This window comes from Nocardioides sp. LML1-1-1.1 (assembly GCF_040676175.1).
In the GTDB taxonomy this organism is placed as follows: Bacteria; Actinomycetota; Actinomycetes; order Propionibacteriales; family Nocardioidaceae; genus Nocardioides.
Window position 1 is genome coordinate 70,347 of record NZ_JBEGHK010000001.1, and the last position, 15,688, is coordinate 86,034.

Consider the following 15,688-nt stretch of genomic DNA (forward strand, 5'->3'; position numbering starts at 1 on the left):
CCCGCGCTGAGGCGGTGAGCCGTCCTGGCCTGCCCTTCGCCGGGTTCCGGGTCTCGCGCCCGGTCGGCACCCGGCACCCGGTCGTCCTCGACGCAGCCGGGAGGGTGGTGCACGACCCGGGTGCCCGCGTCCAACGTGCCAGTGCGTCGCCGGACGGCCGCACGATCGCCCTGGAGGTCGCCGACGACGGCACGGAGCGAGCCCGGCTGGTGCTGCTGCGCGACGGCGCCGTGCTCGACGTCCCGCTCCGGCTCCGGTACGCCGCTCACCGCTGGTCCGGCGAGCACCTCCACCTGACCGACACCGACGGACGGCACTGGCGGGTCGGCGCCGACGGTGAAGCCGAGCCCGCCGCGGCGCTCGCGGCTCCGCCGGGCCGGCGGGTGCCCGGCGCGGTCCATGCGGTCGCCACCGCGGACGGCGTGCTCGCCCACGTCGTCGAGCAGGACCACTCGGTGCTGCTCGACCTCGACGCCGACCTCCGGGTCCGCGGTCGGGTCCCGGTCAGCACCGACGCCCGTGTCCGCACGGTCACCGGGCTGGCCTGGGACGCCGGCGTCGCCTGGGTGCGGGTGGAGGCTCCGGCCGAGCCGCCGGTCGTCGTACCGCTGCCGGAGGTGGGCGACCTGCCCGGACCGGCCCTCCCCAGCCGGCTGGTCCGGGCGGGCGACGTCGCCCTGGTGGTGACCGGCGAGGGCCCCCGCCTGGTGGAGGTCTACGGCGGCTTCGGGCTCGTCGAGCTCCCCGTCTACGAGCCGTCGGTGCCGGCCTGGTGCGCGCTCGGCGGGCAGCACGTCACCGCCCGGGTCCGCAGCGCACCCGGCGCCGCCAAGGCCCGCACGGTCGCCGACGCGGTCGCCGTCGTCCGCCACCTGGGCGGGCCGGTCGCGCTGGCCGGTGCCTCGCACGGCGGCCTGGTCGCGGCCTCCGCCGCGCTCGCCGAGCCCGGGCTGGTGGCCGGGGTGGCCTGCACGGCCGCGCCGCTCGACCCGTTCCGGATCGCGGAGCACCCCCTCGGCGCCGCCTGGTACGACGAGCTCGGGGACCCCGCTGACCCCGCCGTGCGGGCCGCGATGGAGGACTACGCCCCGCAACTGCGGGCCGTGCGCTGGCCCGCGCGTGCGTCGTACCCGCGCTTCCTGCTGACCACCTTCGACGAGGACACCCGGGTGTCCCCCGGTGCCACCGACCGGCTCACCGCCGTGCTGGCCGCCCGCGGCGCGCCCGTCGAGCGCGTCCGGCGCCCGGCGATGGGGCACGGCGGCAACGCCCTCGACGACGTGCACGCCTTCGCCGCCTCGGTCCTCGACTTCGCCCTCGACTGCACCTCAGACAGCACCTCAGACAGCACCTCCGACAGCACAGGAGCACCATGAACCGCCATCGCCTCCGAGCGCCGCTGCTCACCGCCGGATCGGCGCTCGCGCTGGTCGCCGTGCTGATGACCTCGGCGTCCACCGGCACCGTCGACCTCGGCGCCGGGGACGCCGCCCGGCTCACCCTCGGCCACCTCGTGCCCGGCATGCCGTGGATGGACGACGGCACCTACACCCCGCTCCAGGACCAGGTCGTCTGGCAGTTCCGGCTCCCCCGGGCGCTGCTCGCCGCGCTCGCGGGCGCCGCGCTCAGCCTGGCCGGGGTGTTCCTGCAGACCTCGGTGCGCAACCCGCTCGCCGAGCCCACCATCCTCGGCGTCTCCTCGGGCGCGAGCGTCGGCGCGGTCGGGGTCGTCGTGCTCGGCGCGGCCGGCACGCTGTCCATCAGCACCGCCGCCTTCCTCGGCGCCGCCGTCGCGACCGTCGCGGTCTTCCTGTTCGCCCAGAAGGGCGGACGGATCGCGCCGCAGCGGCTGATCCTGGCCGGGGTCGCGCTGGGGACGCTGTTCAGCGCGGTCACGTCGTACCTCACCCTGACGACCGACGCGCAGAACGTCTTCAGCCTGATGTTCTTCCTGCTCGGGTCGGTCTCCGCGGCCACCATGTCCAGCCTCGTCGCGCCCGCCGTCGCGCTGGCCGTGGGGATCGTCGTCGCCTGCTGCGCGCTGCGCTCGATGAACGCCCTCGCCGTCGGCGACGAGTCGGCGCTGGCGCTCGGCACCCCGGTCAACCTGGTCCGCACGGTGCTGCTGCTCACCGCCGCCCTGCTCACCGGCGCCGTCGTCGCGGTGGCCGGCAGCATCGGCTTCGTCGGGCTCGTCGTACCGCACGTCGCCCGACTGCTCGTCGGCCCCGACCACCGCCGCCTGGTGCCGCTCAGCGTGGCCGGTGGCGCGCTCTTCCTGTGCTCGGCCGACCTCGTCGCGCGCACGGTCGGCGCACCCGCCGAGGTGCCGCTCGGGATCGTCACCGCCCTCGTCGGGGCGCCCTTCTTCCTGTGGCTGATGCGCGGCCACGACGCCGACGCGCAGGGGATCGGCCGATGAGGCTCACCGTCGAGTCGCTCACCGTCGCCCGCGAGGGGCGCCCGGTCGTGCGCGACGTCTCGCTCGACGTACCGCCGGGCAGCGTGGTCGGCCTGCTCGGCCCCAACGGCAGCGGCAAGTCCACCCTGCTGCGGGCCTGCTTCCGCGCCCTGCGCCCGGCGTCCGGGCGGGTGCTGCTCGACGGCGCCGACCTGGCCGGGCTCTCGCGCCGGGTGATCGCCCAGCGGGTCGCCGTGATGACCCAGGAGCCGCCCGACGAGGTCGGGCTGGACGTCGCGGCCACCGTCCTGCTCGGCCGTACGCCGCACCAGCGCGGCTTCGGCCGCGACAGCGCCGAGGACCGCCGGCTGGCCGCCGACGCGATGGCCCGGGTCGGCGTCGACCACCTCGCCGGCCGGCTGGTGCACACGCTCTCCGGCGGGGAGCGTCAGCGCGCCCTGCTCGCCCGCGCCGTCACCCAGCAGGCCGGGCTGCTGCTGCTCGACGAGCCGACCAACCACCTGGACCTGGCCTACCGCTTCGAGCTGATGCGGCTGGTCACCGGGCTCGGCGTGACCGCCGTCGTCGCGCTGCACGACCTGGAGCTGGCGCTCGCCTACTGCGACCAGGTCGCCGTCCTCGCCGGCGGTCGCCTCGTCGCCGCCGGGCCGCCCGCCGACGTGCTCAGCGCCGACCTCGTGCACGCCGTCTTCCGCGTGCACGCCACCCCCACCGTCCACCCGGCCACCGGCCGGAGCCACCTCCTGCTCACCCACCACGAAGGAACCCCATGAACCACCGCACCACCCTCGCCCTCTCCTCCACGCTCGTCGCCGCCCTGGTCGGCGGGCTGGCCGCCGGCTGCGGCAGCGGGGTCGCCGACGACAGCACGCCGGCCGCCGCCTCCGGCGCCTACCCGGTGACCGTGGAGAGCTGCGGCACGAAGCTCACCGTCGACCACGCCCCGCGGCGGGTCGTCGGCCTGATGCCCTCGCAGACCGAGCTGCTGGTCCGGCTCGGGCTCGCCGACCGCCTCGTCGGCCAGGCGCAGACCGCCACCCACGACCTGCCCGCCGACGTGGCGGCCAAGGTGTCCGGCGTACCGGTGCTGAGCACGACCACGCCACCCGCCCGCGAGGACCTGCTCGCCGTCGCCCCGGACGTCGTGGTCTCGCCGACCATGTACGAGTTCACCGCCGAGCAGGGCTTCGCCACCCTCGACCAGCTCCGGGCCGCCGGTGCGGTGGGCTACGTCGCGGCGGGCGGCTGCCCCGATCGTCGTACGACGGCGACGGTGGACGACCTCTTCACCGACATCACCGCGCTGGGCACCGTCTTCGACGCCGCCGACGAGGCCGAGGCGCTCGCCGAGGAGGGCCGCAGCCGCCTGGCCGCGGTCGCGAAGGCGATCGACGGCAAGGAGCGCCCGAGCGTCGCCCAGCTGTACGTCGAGGGCAGCTCCGTCTCCGCGATCGGTGCCGGCGTCGAGCACGACATCATCCGGGTGGCCGGCGGGGACAACCTGTTCTCCCCCGACGAGCCGCTGTTCGACGACTTCTTCGCCGCCGTCGTCTCGCCCGAGGAGGTCGCCGCGCGCAACCCCGACGCGATCGTCTTCGGCGTGACCGGCCCGGCGCACGAGAAGCAGGTCCGGGCCTACCTGGAGCGGACCTTCCCGCGGGTCACCGCGGTCGCCGAGGACCGGCTGGTCGCCGTACCGGCCTCCGACATGTACCCCGGCACGCTCGGCAACATCAGCGCCGTGGAGAGGATCGCGGCCGCGCTCTACCCGGACTCCTTCTAGCCCGAGTAGGGGTTTTCGGACCCGCGAGTAGGGGTTTCCGGACCCGCCAGTGGGCGCTTTCTCCTCGGCGGGTGCCGCAAGTATCCACTCGTCGGGAGGAAGGCCCCACTCATCGGGCCGGAAGTCCCTACTCGGCCGCCGGAAGTGCCCAGTCGACGTCGGTGACGGCCACGCCCTCCTCCTCGCCCAACCGGGCGAGGGGCGTGGCGTCGGGGCCGTAGACCGCGGAGCCGCCGATGAAGCCGGGGCCGGTGAGGCCGGCGACCACGACCGGGAAGCGGTGGTCGAGGGCGCGGGCGGCGTAGGTGACGTCCATCCGGCGCTCACCGCCGGGGAAGTACGCCGCCGAGCAGAGGTATCCCACCGCGCCGGCCGCCGCGGCCTCCGCCGCGTGCGTGGGGACGCTGCCGTCGCGGCACACCGAGAGGGCCAGCGGGTGGCCGTCGACGTCGAGCAGCACCGGGCCGGGGACGCCCGGCACGAACCAGTCCGGTTCGTCGCCGTCGAGGTGCTGCTTGTCGTAGGGCACGTCCACCTCGCCCGACGGCGCGACCACCACCGAGGACAGGGTCCGGCCGTGCGGGCGACGCACCGCCGCCGAGGCGACCACGGTGGTCCCGCACGCGGCGGCCGCCGCCCGGAGCGGGTCGAGCAGCGGGCCGGCCAGGTCCTCGGGGGTGGGCAGGGCGCCGGCGAAGACGCGGGCGTCGTACCCGGTCAGGAAGGCCTCGGGCAGCACGACCACCCGCGCCTCCGCCCGCCGGACGAGCCGGGCGGCACTCGCGACGTTGGGGGCGAGCGCGCCCGGGCGGGCCTCGGCCTGCGCCGCGGCGACGCGCATCGCGGTCACCGGGTCAGTGGGCGACGATCTCGATGCGCTGGAACTCCTTGAGCTCGGTGTAGCCCGTGGTGGCCATCGAGCGCTTGAGCGCACCGACCAGGTTCATCGTGCCGTCGGCGACGCGGGAGGGCCCGAACAGGATCTCCTCGATCGTGCCGACCTGCTCGAACTGCACCCGCTGGCCGCGCGGCAGGTCCGCGTGGTGCGCCTCGGCGCCCCAGTGGAAGCCACGCCCCGGCGCGTCCGTCGCGCGGGCGAACGGCGAGCCGACCATGACCGCGTCCGCGCCGCACGCGATCGCCTTGGCGAGGTCGCCGGAGGTGCCGATCGAGCCGTCCGCGATGACGTGGACGTAGCGGCCACCCGACTCGTCGAGGTAGTCGCGGCGGGCGGCGGCGACGTCGGCCACCGCGCTCGCCATCGGTACGGCGACCCCGAGCACCGTGCGCGTGGTGTGCGCCGCGCCGCCGCCGAAGCCGACGAGGACGCCGGCCGCGCCGGTGCGCATCAGGTGCAGCGCGGCCTGGTGGGTCGCGCAGCCGCCGACGATGACGGGCACGTCGAGCTCGTAGATGAACTCCTTGAGGTTCAGCGGCTCCGCCTGGCTGGAGACGTGCTCGGCCGAGACCGTGGTGCCGCGGATGACGAACAGGTCGACGCCGGCGTCGGTCACCGTCTTGGCGAACTCCTTGGTCCGCTGCGGCGACAGCGAGCCCGCGACGGTCACCCCGGCGTCGCGCATCTCGCGCAGCCGCTCGCTGATGAGCTCGGCCTTGATCGGCTCGTCGTAGATCTCCTGCAGGCGGCGGGTGGCCTCGACCCCCTGCAACCCGGCGACCTCCTCCAGGAGCGGCTCCGGGTCGTCGTACCGGGTCCAGAGGCCCTCGAGGTTGAGCACCCCGAGACCGCCGTGCTGGCCGAACTCGATCGCGGTCCTCGGCGACATCACCGAGTCCATCGGCGCGGCCAGGATGGGCAGCGAGAAGCGGTAGGCGTCGATCTGCCAGTCGACACTGACCTCCTCGGGGTCGCGCGTGCGCCGGGAGGGCACGATCGCGATGTCGTCGAAGGAGTACGCGCGGCGGGCCCGCTTCGCGCGGCCGATCTCGATGTCGCTCACCGGAGCAGACTATCGGCCCGCTGCGCCCGGGCTCGGGTCGCCAGGCACGATGGCGCCATGACAACGCGTCCCCTGCGTCGCCTCGGCTTCCTCACCATCGGCCTGTTCGACCCCGCGGACCCCGGCCCGGGTCACGCGAGCACGCTGCGCCTGATCGAGCTCGGCGAGCGGCTCGGCATGGACTCGGCGTGGCTGCGGCACCGCCACCTCCAGCACGGCATCTCCTCCCCCGTCGCCGTCCTCGCCGCCGCGAGCCAGCGCACCCGGCGCATCGAGCTGGGCACCGCCGTCACGCCGCTCGGCTGGGAGAACCCGCTGCGCGTCGCCGAGGACTGGGCGACGGTCGACGTGCTGTCGGGGGGCCGGCTCAACCCCGGCTTCAGCGTCGGTACGCCGATGCAGTGGGAGCACGTGCGGGGCGCGCTCTACCCCGACACCGCCGAGGCCGAGGACTTCACCTACGCCCGCGTCGAGCGGGTGCTCGCCCTGCTCCGCGGCGACCGCGCGTCCTCCTTCGCCGGCACCCAGGGCATCGAGACCTTCTCCGAGCGCGTCGAGCCGCACTCGCCCGGCCTGCTCGCCCGGTGCTGGTACGGCGGCGCGTCGATCGCCTCCGCGCGCTGGGCCGGCAGCCAGGGGCTCAACCTGCTCACCAGCAGCGTGGTCAAGGCCGAGGACCACGGGCTCACCGGAGAGGGCGACTTCGGCCGGATCCAGCGCGCCCACATCGACACCTTCCGCGCCGCCCACCCCGAAGGCGAGCGGGCCCGGGTCTCCCAGGGCCTGGTCGTCATCCCGACCGACTCCGCGAGCGCCGACCAGCGCGAGCGGTACGCCGCCTACGCAGCCTCCCGCCTGGAGCGCACCCGCGCGCCGCAGGGACCCGGCCGGCTGCTCTTCGCCCCCGACCTGGTCGGCCCCAGCGACGAGCTCGCCGAACGGCTGCGCGCCCACCCGGGGTTCCAGGCCGTCGACGAGGTGGCCTTCGCGCTGCCCTTCACCTTCGGCGAGGCGGACTACGAGCAGATCCTCACCGACCTGGCGACCCGGCTGGGCCCGGCGCTCGGCTGGAGCCCGGCACCGTGAGCCACCCGGCCCTCGACGGCACCTGGTACGTCGTGCGCACCAGCCTGCCCTTCTGGCGGCGCCGGACCGACCCCGCGATCACCTACAGCCCGCTGCCGGACGGCCGGGTCACCGACACGGTGACCTACCGCCGGCGCGGCCGGGAGCGGGTCGTGCTCGGGCTCGACTCCGCCGAGCCGGACGGGACCTGGCGCTGGCGCGGGGTGGGCGCGACCCGCCTGCTGACCTCGCGCTGGCGGGTGCTCGCGCACGAGGAGCCCTGGCTGGTCACGCTGTTCGAGCGGACGCCGTTCACCGCGGCGGGGCTGGACCTGTGCTGGCGCACGCCGGACCCGGACGTCGCGGCGGTCGAGCGGGTGGTGGCGTCGCTGGCGGGCCTGGCGGACGCGGCGCCGTACCGCGAGCGGCTGTTCGGGCCCGCCCACGGCGGCTGAGCGGCCTCAGCGCAGGTCGAGGAACATCACGTGCAGCCCGGCGTACGAGCCGTCGGGCCGCCGGAAGGCTCCGGGCACCGTGCCGAGGATCGCGAAACCCAGCGCCTGCCACAGCGCCACTGCGACCGTGTTGGTGGTGACGACCGCGTTGAACTGGATGCCCGCGAAGCCCTGCTCCCGGTGCCAGGCGACCACGTGCTCACCGAGCGCGCGGCCCACGCCGTGCCCGCGGGCCGCGCCGGCGACCATGAACGACGCCGTGCCGATGTGGCTGCCCTGCGCGGGCCGGTTCGGCCCCATCTTGGCGGTGCCGACGACCGTGCCGTCGACCTCCGCGACGACGACCGCACCCGGCTGGTCCAGCCAGAACTCGCGGGCGGAGGCGTCGTCGAGCACCGGCATCGCGTAGGTCTCGCCGGCGGCGAGCACCTCCTCGACGATCGCCGCGACGGCGGGCCAGTCGGCGTCGGCGTAGGGCCGGACCACCGCGCTCATCGGTGGTAGTTCGGCGCCTCGACGGTCATCTCGATGTCGTGCGGGTGGCTCTCCTTCAGCGAGGCGGAGGTGATCCGGACGAACCGGCCCTTCTCCTGCAGCTCGGGGATCGACTGCGCGCCGACGTAGAACATCGACTGGGACAGGCCGCCGAGCAGCTGGTGGGCGACGCCGGCGAGCGGGCCCTTGTAGGCCACCCGGCCCTCGATGCCCTCGGGGACGATCTTGTCGTCGCTGGTGACCTCGGCCTGGAAGTAGCGGTCCTTGGAGTAGGACTTCTTGCCGCGCGAGGACATCGCGCCGAGCGAGCCCATGCCGCGGTAGGCCTTGTACTGCTTGCCCTGGTGGAAGACCACCTCGCCGGGCGACTCCTCGCAGCCGGCGAGCATCGAGCCGATCATGACCGACTCGGCGCCCGCGACGATCGCCTTGGCGATGTCGCCGGACTGCTGGAGGCCGCCGTCGGCGATGACGGGCACGCCGGCCGGGCCGGCCGCCAGCGACGCCTCGTAGACCGCGGTGACCTGGGGGACGCCGCAGCCGGTGACCACGCGCGTCGTGCAGATGCTGCCGGGGCCGAAGCCCACCTTGACCGCGTCGGCACCGGCGTCGACGAACGCCTGGGCCCCCTCGCGGGTGGCGACGTTCCCGCCGATCACCTGGACGTGCTTGGTCGCGGGGTCCGACTTGAGCCGGCGGACCATGTCGAGCAGGAGGGTGACGTGGCCGTGCGCGGTGTCGGCGACGAGGACGTCGACGCCCGCCTCGATCAGCCCGGTGGCCCGCTCCCAGGCGTCACCGAAGTAGCCGATGGCCGCACCAACCATGAGCCGGCCGTCGGCGTCCTTGGAGGCGAGCGGGAACTGCTCGGACTTCACGAAGTCCTTGACGGTGATCAGCCCGCCGAGGCGACCCTCGGCGTCGATCAGCGGGAGCCGCTCGCGCTTGTGCTTGCGCAGCAGCGCGGTGGCGTCGTCGCGGCTGATGCCGACGTCGCCGGTGAACAGCGGCATCGGGGTCATCACCTCGTCGACCTTGGTCGTCGCCCACTCCGCGACCGGGGTGAAGCGGAGGTCGCGGTTGGTGCAGATGCCGAGCAGGTGGTTGTCGGCGTCGACGACGGGGAGACCGGAGACGCGGTACTCGCCGCAGATCCGGTCGAGCTCCTCGAGCGTCGCGTCCGGGCCGATGGTGACCGGGTTGGAGATGATGCCGGTCTGGGTCCGCTTCACGAGGTCGACCTGGTAGGCCTGCTCCTCGGCGGAGAGGTTGCGGTGCAGGATGCCGATGCCGCCCTGGCGTGCCATCGCGATGGCCATCCGCGACTCGGTCACGGTGTCCATGGCGGCGCTGATCAGCGGCGACTTCAGCGAGATCTCGCGGGTCAGCCGCGAGGTGGTGTCGATGTCGTCCGGCGCCAGGTCGGAATGACCCGGGAGCAGGAGGACGTCGTCGTAGGTGAGACCCAGGGCTGCGAACTTGTCCGGTACCTCCACTCGACCATCGTAGTGCGTGTCCGGGGTCACGCCCTTGACGGGCCGGGCAGGCTGGGGGACGTGAGCTCCGAGCTGCCTCCGCACGTCCTCGTCCTGTTCGGCGCGACCGGCGACCTCGCCGCTCGCAAGCTGTTCCCCGGCCTCTACCGCCTCTCGGCGGCCGGGCGACTGCCGGACCACTTCGCGGTGATCGGCAGCGGCCGGCACTCCCCCGGCTCCGACGAGGAGTTCCGCGAGACGGTCCGCACGGCACTGGAGGAGTTCGTCGGCGAGGTCGACGCCGAGGTGGCGGACGCGCTGCTGGAGCGGGTCCGCTTCGTGACCTCCTCCGCCGACGACGGCCACGAGCTCGGCGAGGCGGTGCGCGAAGCCGAGGACCGGCTGCTGGAGGACGCGGGCTGCCTGCTCGGCGACGTACGACGCCTGCTCTACCTCTCCGTCCCGCCCGGCGCCGTCAAGGGCATGGTCGGCATGCTCGACCGCGAGGACCTGGTGAGCCGCTCGCGGCTGGTCACCGAGAAGCCCTTCGGCGTCGACCTCGCCACCGCCCGCGACCTGCAGGCCGTCCTCGCCTCGGCGTTCGACGACGACCAGGTGTTCCGGATCGACCACTTCCTCGGCAAGGAGGCGGCGCAGAACATCCTCGCGCTGCGCTTCGCCAACGGCCTCTTCGAGCCGGCGTGGAACCGCCACTCCATCGAGTCGGTGCAGATCGACGTGCCGGAGAAGCTCACGGTCGAGGGCCGGGGCAGCTTCTACGAGGGCACCGGCTGCCTGCGCGACATGGTCACCACCCACCTCGCCCAGCTGCTCGGCTTCGTCGCGCTGGAGGACCCGCACGCCTTCCGCGCCTCCGCGATCCGCGCCGCGAAGGCGGCCACCTTCTCCGCGGTCCGGCCGATCGACCCCGAGCGCGTCGTCTTCGGCCAGTACGACGGCTACCGCGAGGAGCCCGACGTCGCCGAGGACTCCACCGTGGAGACCTTCGTCGCCGCCGAGATGTGGATCGACAACGACCGCTGGCGCGACGTCCCCTTCTACCTGCGCACCGGCAAGGCGATGGCCGAGGGCCGGCGCACGATCACGGTCCGCTTCCGCGACCCGCGGCACCGCTGGCTCAAGCCCGAGGACGGCGGCGTGCCCGAGCCGAACGAGCTGGTCATCGAGCTCGCCGACCAGCCGCGGATCGCCATCGACGTGCGCGCCAAGCGGCCCGGGCCGGACATGGCACTGGTGGAGGGCGTGTTCCGCCTGGACCTCGTGTGCGACGTACCGGGGGCCGACCCGCTGGAGGCCTACGAGCGGCTGCTGCTCGACGTCATGCGTGGCGACCGGACGCTGTTCATCAGCGCCGAGGAGGTCGACCGGCTGTGGGAGATCTTCCAGCCGGTGCTGGACCGCCGGCCGCCGACGCTGCCCTACGAGCCGGGCACCTGGGGCCCGGCCGCGGCGATCGACCTGCCGCTGGGCGGCTGGCGGCTCGGCAACCACCCGCCCGACGCACGCGTCAGTGGCGGGTCCACTCCTCCGACTGGGTGAGCTTGAAGAGATAGGCCAGCGGCGGTACGACGACCACCACCGCCAGCCCGACCGCCACGAGCAGGCCCTGCAGGGTGGCCCGGGCACCGGCGGCGTCGGCGATGGTGACCTCGTCGACGAGGAGCCAGGGGTACTGGCCCACGCCCCACCCGGACACCACGGCCGCGACCGCGAGCACGGCGGTGATCCGGGCGACGGCGTAGCGGCGGCGCCAGAGCAGGTACATCGTCGCCGCGCCCGCCAGCCCCGCGACCACCACCAGCGGCGCGGCCCGGCCCTCCAGGCCGTCGGACAGCGTGTGCGCGTCGTGCTCCAGCGGCAGCAGGGCCGCGAACACGAGGGCACCGGTGAGCGCGCCCACCGCGAGGGCGCGGACCCGGATCTCCCCCGCGAGCCGGTGCTGGCCGCTGCGCTCGGCGTCGGCCACCAGGAAGCAGCCGGCGAGGAAGGCACACGTGCCGACCGCGATCAGGCCGCCGAAGAGCGAGGTCGGGTTGAGCCAGGACGACCACCGGTCGCCCGAGCCGTCCATCGGCACCCGGCCCGAGGCGATCGCGCCGGCGACGGTGCCGAGGAAGAACGGCGTGATGATGCTGGAGGCGGCGAAGACGGAGCCGAAGAGCCGCGCCTGGCCGAGCGTCTCGGCGTACTTGCGGAAGGCGAAGCTCGCCCCGCGCAGCACGATCCCCAGCAACGCGAGCAGCAGCGGCAGCACCAGGGTGGACATCGCGGCCGCGAAGGACTCCGGGAACCCGGTCCACCAGATGACGAGCACGTAGATCAGCCAGACGTGGTTGGCCTCCCACACCGGGCCGATGCTGTGGTCGACCAGGGTGCGCAGCTCCGCCCCGCGCCGCGCGCTGCCGGCGGTGAGGTCGAAGAAGCCGGACCCGAAGTCGGCGCCCCCGAGCACGGCATAGGCGATGACCCCGACGAAGAGGGCGGCGGCGACCGCCAGCTCGAGGCTCATCGCTCGTCCTCAGCGCTGGTCGAGCCCGCTCCGCTGGTCGAGCCCGCTCCGCTGGTCGAGCCTGTCGAGACCGGCGCATAAGGACTCGGCAGGTCCACCGCGCCCTCGCGCCAGCGCCGGGCCATCGACCGCAGGACGACGACCGCGCCCACCGTCATCCCGGTGTAGACGACCGTGCTGATGCCCAGCAGCCACCACAGGCTGGCGGTGTAGTCCCCGACGGCCTCGGTGGTGCGCATGACGTCGTAGACGATCCAGGGCTGACGGCCCACCTCGGTCGCGATCCAGCCGGCTTCGAGGGCGATCACGGCGAGCGGCCCGGCGCCGGCCGCGAAGCGCAGGAACCAGCGCTTCTCCAGCAGGTCCCGGCCGCGGCGCCGCTGCACCCAGAACAGCACGACCGCGCCGGCGAGCAGGGTGCCGATGCCGACCATCGTCTGGAAGGCCAGGTGGGTCATGTTGACCGGCGGGTGGTCCTCCTCGGGGATGGTGTCGAGGCCGGGCACCGGCTTGTCGGGTGAGTTCATCGCGATCAGCGAGCCGAGGAAGGGGATGTCGACGGAGTACTTCACCTCCCCGTCGACCAGGATCCCGCCCAGCCGCAGCGGCGAGGGGCTCTCGGTGGTGTCGGCGAGCTCGAAGGCCGCGAGCTTCGCGGGCTGGCGCTCGTCGAGCCCGAAGCCGAGCACGTGCCCGACGAAGGGCTGGGTCACGGCGGCGATCGAGGCGAAGACGAACGGGACCATGAAGCCCAGCCGGTGGTGGGCGTCGCGGCGACCGCGGAGCATGCCGACGGCGTACACACCGGCGATGGAGAAGCCGACGAGCATGTAGGCGCCGACCCACATGTGCGCGAACTGCAGGAAGGCGTGGCCGTTGAAGAGCACCTTCCACGGTTGTACGTCGGTCACCTCGCCGTCGACGAGCCGGAAGCCGGTGGGGACGTTCATCCAGGCGTTGACCGCGAGCACGCAGTAGGCACCGATGATCCCGGTGATCGCCATCGGCAGCACCATGAGCACGTGCCGTTTCGGGGGCATCCGGTTCCAGCCGTAGAGGTAGATCCCGAGGAAGATCGCCTCCAGGAAGAACGCGAGCCCCTCGAAGGCGAAGGGCAGGCCGAGCACGTCGCCGTAGGTGCCCATCAGCCCGGGCCAGAGCAGGCCCATCTCGAAGCTGAGCACGGTGCCGGACACGGCGCCGATCGCGAACAGCACGGCCGAGACCTTGGCCCAGCGCTGCGCGAGGCCGAGCGCCACCGGGTCCTCGCGCCGGATGCCGCGCAGGTGCATCACGAAGATCATCGCCGGGAAGGCGACGCCGAAGCAGGCCAGGATGATGTGCCAGCCCAGGGAGAGGGCCATCTGCTCGCGGGCGGGCAGCAGCCCCGCGGGCTCGGCCTCTGCGGCCAGTCGGACGAGGGCACCGGTGACGACGTCGGGGGTCAGCACGTCACCGACGCTACTCCTTGTGAATACTTTCACAAAGTCCGCGGAGGTGAGAGCCTGCTCACCCCCGCGGGCCGGGCACGCCGGTCACGAGGACGAGCCGGCGGGCTCCTCGTCCTTGACCTGGTCGATGACGTCCTGGAGCTCGTCGAGCGCCTTGCCCGACGGGGCGCCCTCGACACCGGTCCAGTCCGGCGACGGCAGGATCTGCTCGGTCGTCTCGCCCTGCTGGACCTGCCGGATCGCGTCGACGATCGCGTCGATGTTGTTGGGCACCGCCCGCCCGCAGGCGTTCAGCTCCGACTCCAGCTTCAGCGTCAGGCGCGGCTTGCCGTCGGCCACCGCCTCGGCGGTGGTGCCACTGGTGACCGCGCTCTTCGACAGGTCCGAGACATTGCCGCAGACGTGGTAGACCTCGCCGCCGCCCGCCCAGTAGACCTTGTCCTCGCCGAGCAGCTGGACCACGGCCATCTTCTCCGCGGTGTACTTCTCCACCGACGGCGGGTCGTAGTTGACGCCGAGCGCGACCGCGACGAGGGCCAGCACGATGCCGACCCCGCCGGCCCAGCCCTTCTGCTGCTTGGACATGTCCTTGTTGAGGAAGATCAGCACGATGATCGGCACGAAGGCGATCAGCGGGACGATCGCGCCGAGCTGGCTCTTGAAGAAGAACGAGACGCCGTTGGCGCTCGACGGCGGGTCGAGCTCCTGGGCCTTCTTCCACAGCTGCGAGCCGATGACGGTCAAGATCGCCATCACCACCAGCAGGCCGATCAGCGTCGCGAAGGCCCAGGTCGGGAAGCTCTCGTCCGCGATCACCTCGCCGCGGTCAGTGACCGACGTACTGGCCTCGAGGATGTTCTTGTTGAGGAGCAGGCCGAAGATGCCGCCGATCTCGATCGCGATCGAGACCGCCCACAGCACCAGCGCGACGATGCGGAGCTTCTTCGCCCGCGCCTCGGCCTCGGGCGTGGCGTGCCACGTGTTGTCGGCAGCGGCCTTCTTGCTGGCGTCACGAACCATGTCTGCTACTCCCCCATGAGGTCAGGTCGGGCGGCAGCAGCCTAGAGCAGGACCTCTCCGGGGCGCCTCAGCCGCGCAGGTCGGTGATCGCGATCCGCACGGTCAGGGTGTCGCCGGCCATCCGGATCCGCCCGCGCATGCCCGCCGCGAGCACCATCGGCAGCACCGCCTTGGTGTCCGAGGGCGCGGTCAGCACGATCTCGTCGGCGCCCGCCGACCGGGCCGCGCGGGCCACGTCGGTGAGCAGCCGGGTGCCGACGCCACGGCGGTGCCAGGCCGGGTCCACCCACAGGTCGACGGGCCACGGGGCGTCGCCCTCGCCGGTGCTGTACTCCGCGCGCCCGGCGACCTTGCCGCCCGCCAGCGCGGAGACCACGGCTCCGGAGGTGACGTAGTCCGGGTCGCCCGTGCCCGGCTGGTGCGGTGCGGGCGGCGCCTGGGCGCCGAGCACCTCCCCGACCAGCTCGGCCAGGGCGCCGGCCCGGGCCCGCTCGGTCGGCGTGAACGGGGTGTCGCGGCGGATCTGGATGGTCGCCGATCCGCCCACCGTCATCTCCAGCACGTCCTCCTCGCCCGCCTGCGGCGCCACGTCGGCGTCGAAGAGGTGGGCCGCGACCTCGGGGAAGCGCGCCGGCTGCGCGATGATCGCGCGCACCGCCTGGACGTAGCGCGTCGGCTGGTCCTCCAGCGCCGCCGTGGTGACGGGTACGGCGGACACGGCCGTGCCGCCCGCGCCCGACACCAGCTGCCCCAGCTGCTCACGAGTCCAGTCCTGGGGCACCTGCAGCACCAGCTCGTCGGTCACCGTCGTGCCGTCGGGGAAGACCTGGACGGTCTGGATGTTCACGCCGGCACGACCGCACGCAGCCGCCAGCTCGGCGAGCGCCCCCGGTCGATCGGCCAGTCCGGCACGCACTCTCCACAACATGTGTCCACTATGCCGGAGTCGGGTCACGCCCCGCGATCACCGATATTTCGGCCCGGGAAATGACACCGGCCCGCCACGCGGAGCGTGACGGGCCGGTGAAAGG

The 15,688-nt window shown here is 73.6% G+C and carries 15 protein-coding genes; 7 read left to right on the forward strand and 8 right to left on the reverse strand.

What is annotated here, in order from left to right; genetic code table 11:
* The first annotated feature begins 14 nt into the window (after positions 1-14).
* From MRBLML1_RS00310 to MRBLML1_RS00325, 4 genes are read left to right on the forward strand one after another with little or no spacing between them, the layout of a single operon-like run.
* Positions 15-1,376 carry a prolyl oligopeptidase family serine peptidase gene (locus MRBLML1_RS00310; RefSeq protein ID WP_364509824.1) on the forward strand — a complete coding sequence of 454 codons (1,362 nt, stop codon included), beginning with the start codon at positions 15-17 and terminating at the stop codon, positions 1,374-1,376.
* Positions 1,373-2,422: a FecCD family ABC transporter permease gene (locus tag MRBLML1_RS00315; RefSeq protein WP_364509826.1), complete on the forward strand. Its 1,050-nt coding sequence runs from the start codon at positions 1,373-1,375 to the stop codon at positions 2,420-2,422. Before MRBLML1_RS00310 ends, MRBLML1_RS00315 begins: the two co-directional genes overlap by 4 nt.
* Positions 2,419-3,195, forward strand: coding sequence for an ABC transporter ATP-binding protein (locus tag MRBLML1_RS00320; RefSeq protein ID WP_364509828.1), 777 nt, complete (start codon positions 2,419-2,421; stop codon positions 3,193-3,195). The genes MRBLML1_RS00315 and MRBLML1_RS00320 overlap by 4 nt, the downstream gene beginning before the upstream one ends.
* Positions 3,192-4,205 (forward strand): ABC transporter substrate-binding protein, encoded by a 1,014-nt coding sequence (locus tag MRBLML1_RS00325; protein WP_364509830.1) that lies wholly within the window; start codon positions 3,192-3,194, stop codon positions 4,203-4,205. The genes MRBLML1_RS00320 and MRBLML1_RS00325 overlap by 4 nt, the downstream gene beginning before the upstream one ends.
* 127 nt (positions 4,206-4,332) lie before the next feature.
* Here MRBLML1_RS00325 and MRBLML1_RS00330 read toward each other — a convergent pair whose 3' ends face one another.
* Positions 4,333-5,046: a carbon-nitrogen hydrolase family protein gene (locus MRBLML1_RS00330; protein ID WP_364513075.1), complete on the reverse strand. Its 714-nt coding sequence runs from the start codon at positions 5,044-5,046 to the stop codon at positions 4,333-4,335.
* 13 nt (positions 5,047-5,059) lie between these two features.
* Positions 5,060-6,166 (reverse strand): GuaB3 family IMP dehydrogenase-related protein, encoded by a 1,107-nt coding sequence (locus MRBLML1_RS00335; RefSeq protein WP_364509832.1) that lies wholly within the window; start codon positions 6,164-6,166, stop codon positions 5,060-5,062.
* 57 nt (positions 6,167-6,223) lie between these two features.
* Between MRBLML1_RS00335 and MRBLML1_RS00340 the strand changes: the two genes are divergently transcribed.
* Together MRBLML1_RS00340 and MRBLML1_RS00345 are read left to right on the forward strand one after the other, a co-directional pair.
* A complete protein-coding gene (locus MRBLML1_RS00340; protein ID WP_364509834.1) occupies positions 6,224-7,252 on the forward strand; it encodes an LLM class flavin-dependent oxidoreductase in 1,029 nt (342 codons plus the stop codon).
* Positions 7,249-7,686, forward strand: coding sequence for a hypothetical protein (locus tag MRBLML1_RS00345; RefSeq protein ID WP_364509836.1), 438 nt, complete (start codon positions 7,249-7,251; stop codon positions 7,684-7,686). Before MRBLML1_RS00340 ends, MRBLML1_RS00345 begins: the two co-directional genes overlap by 4 nt.
* 6 nt (positions 7,687-7,692) lie before the next feature.
* On the opposite strand, the gene MRBLML1_RS00350 is transcribed toward MRBLML1_RS00345, so the two are convergent.
* Complete coding sequence (locus MRBLML1_RS00350; RefSeq protein WP_364509838.1) at positions 7,693-8,181, reverse strand: GNAT family N-acetyltransferase; 489 nt, start codon at positions 8,179-8,181, stop codon at positions 7,693-7,695.
* Complete coding sequence (gene guaB, locus MRBLML1_RS00355) at positions 8,178-9,677, reverse strand: IMP dehydrogenase (RefSeq protein ID WP_364509840.1); 1,500 nt, start codon at positions 9,675-9,677, stop codon at positions 8,178-8,180. The genes MRBLML1_RS00350 and guaB overlap by 4 nt, the downstream gene beginning before the upstream one ends.
* A gap of 60 nt (positions 9,678-9,737) precedes the next feature.
* Between guaB and zwf the strand changes: the two genes are divergently transcribed.
* A complete protein-coding gene (gene zwf / locus MRBLML1_RS00360; protein WP_364509842.1) occupies positions 9,738-11,216 on the forward strand; it encodes a glucose-6-phosphate dehydrogenase in 1,479 nt (492 codons plus the stop codon).
* Here the strand turns inward: zwf and MRBLML1_RS00365 are convergent.
* The 4 genes from MRBLML1_RS00365 to MRBLML1_RS00380 all read right to left on the reverse strand — a co-directional run bounded on the left by MRBLML1_RS00365 (position 11,185) and on the right by MRBLML1_RS00380 (position 15,573).
* Positions 11,185-12,186: a cytochrome d ubiquinol oxidase subunit II gene (locus MRBLML1_RS00365; protein WP_364509844.1), complete on the reverse strand. Its 1,002-nt coding sequence runs from the start codon at positions 12,184-12,186 to the stop codon at positions 11,185-11,187. The two genes, zwf and MRBLML1_RS00365, sit on opposite strands and share 32 nt — an antisense overlap.
* The gene (locus MRBLML1_RS00370) at positions 12,183-13,637 is read right to left on the reverse strand and encodes a cytochrome ubiquinol oxidase subunit I (protein WP_364509846.1); all 1,455 of its coding nucleotides are present in this window, start codon (positions 13,635-13,637) and stop codon (positions 12,183-12,185) included. Before MRBLML1_RS00370 ends, MRBLML1_RS00365 begins: the two co-directional genes overlap by 4 nt.
* An 84-nt stretch (positions 13,638-13,721) precedes the next feature.
* Positions 13,722-14,657, reverse strand: coding sequence for a hypothetical protein (locus MRBLML1_RS00375; protein WP_364509847.1), 936 nt, complete (start codon positions 14,655-14,657; stop codon positions 13,722-13,724).
* 67 nt (positions 14,658-14,724) lie between these two features.
* Positions 14,725-15,573 carry a GNAT family N-acetyltransferase gene (locus tag MRBLML1_RS00380; protein WP_364509848.1) on the reverse strand — a complete coding sequence of 283 codons (849 nt, stop codon included), beginning with the start codon at positions 15,571-15,573 and terminating at the stop codon, positions 14,725-14,727.
* Positions 15,574-15,688 lie beyond the last annotated feature (115 nt).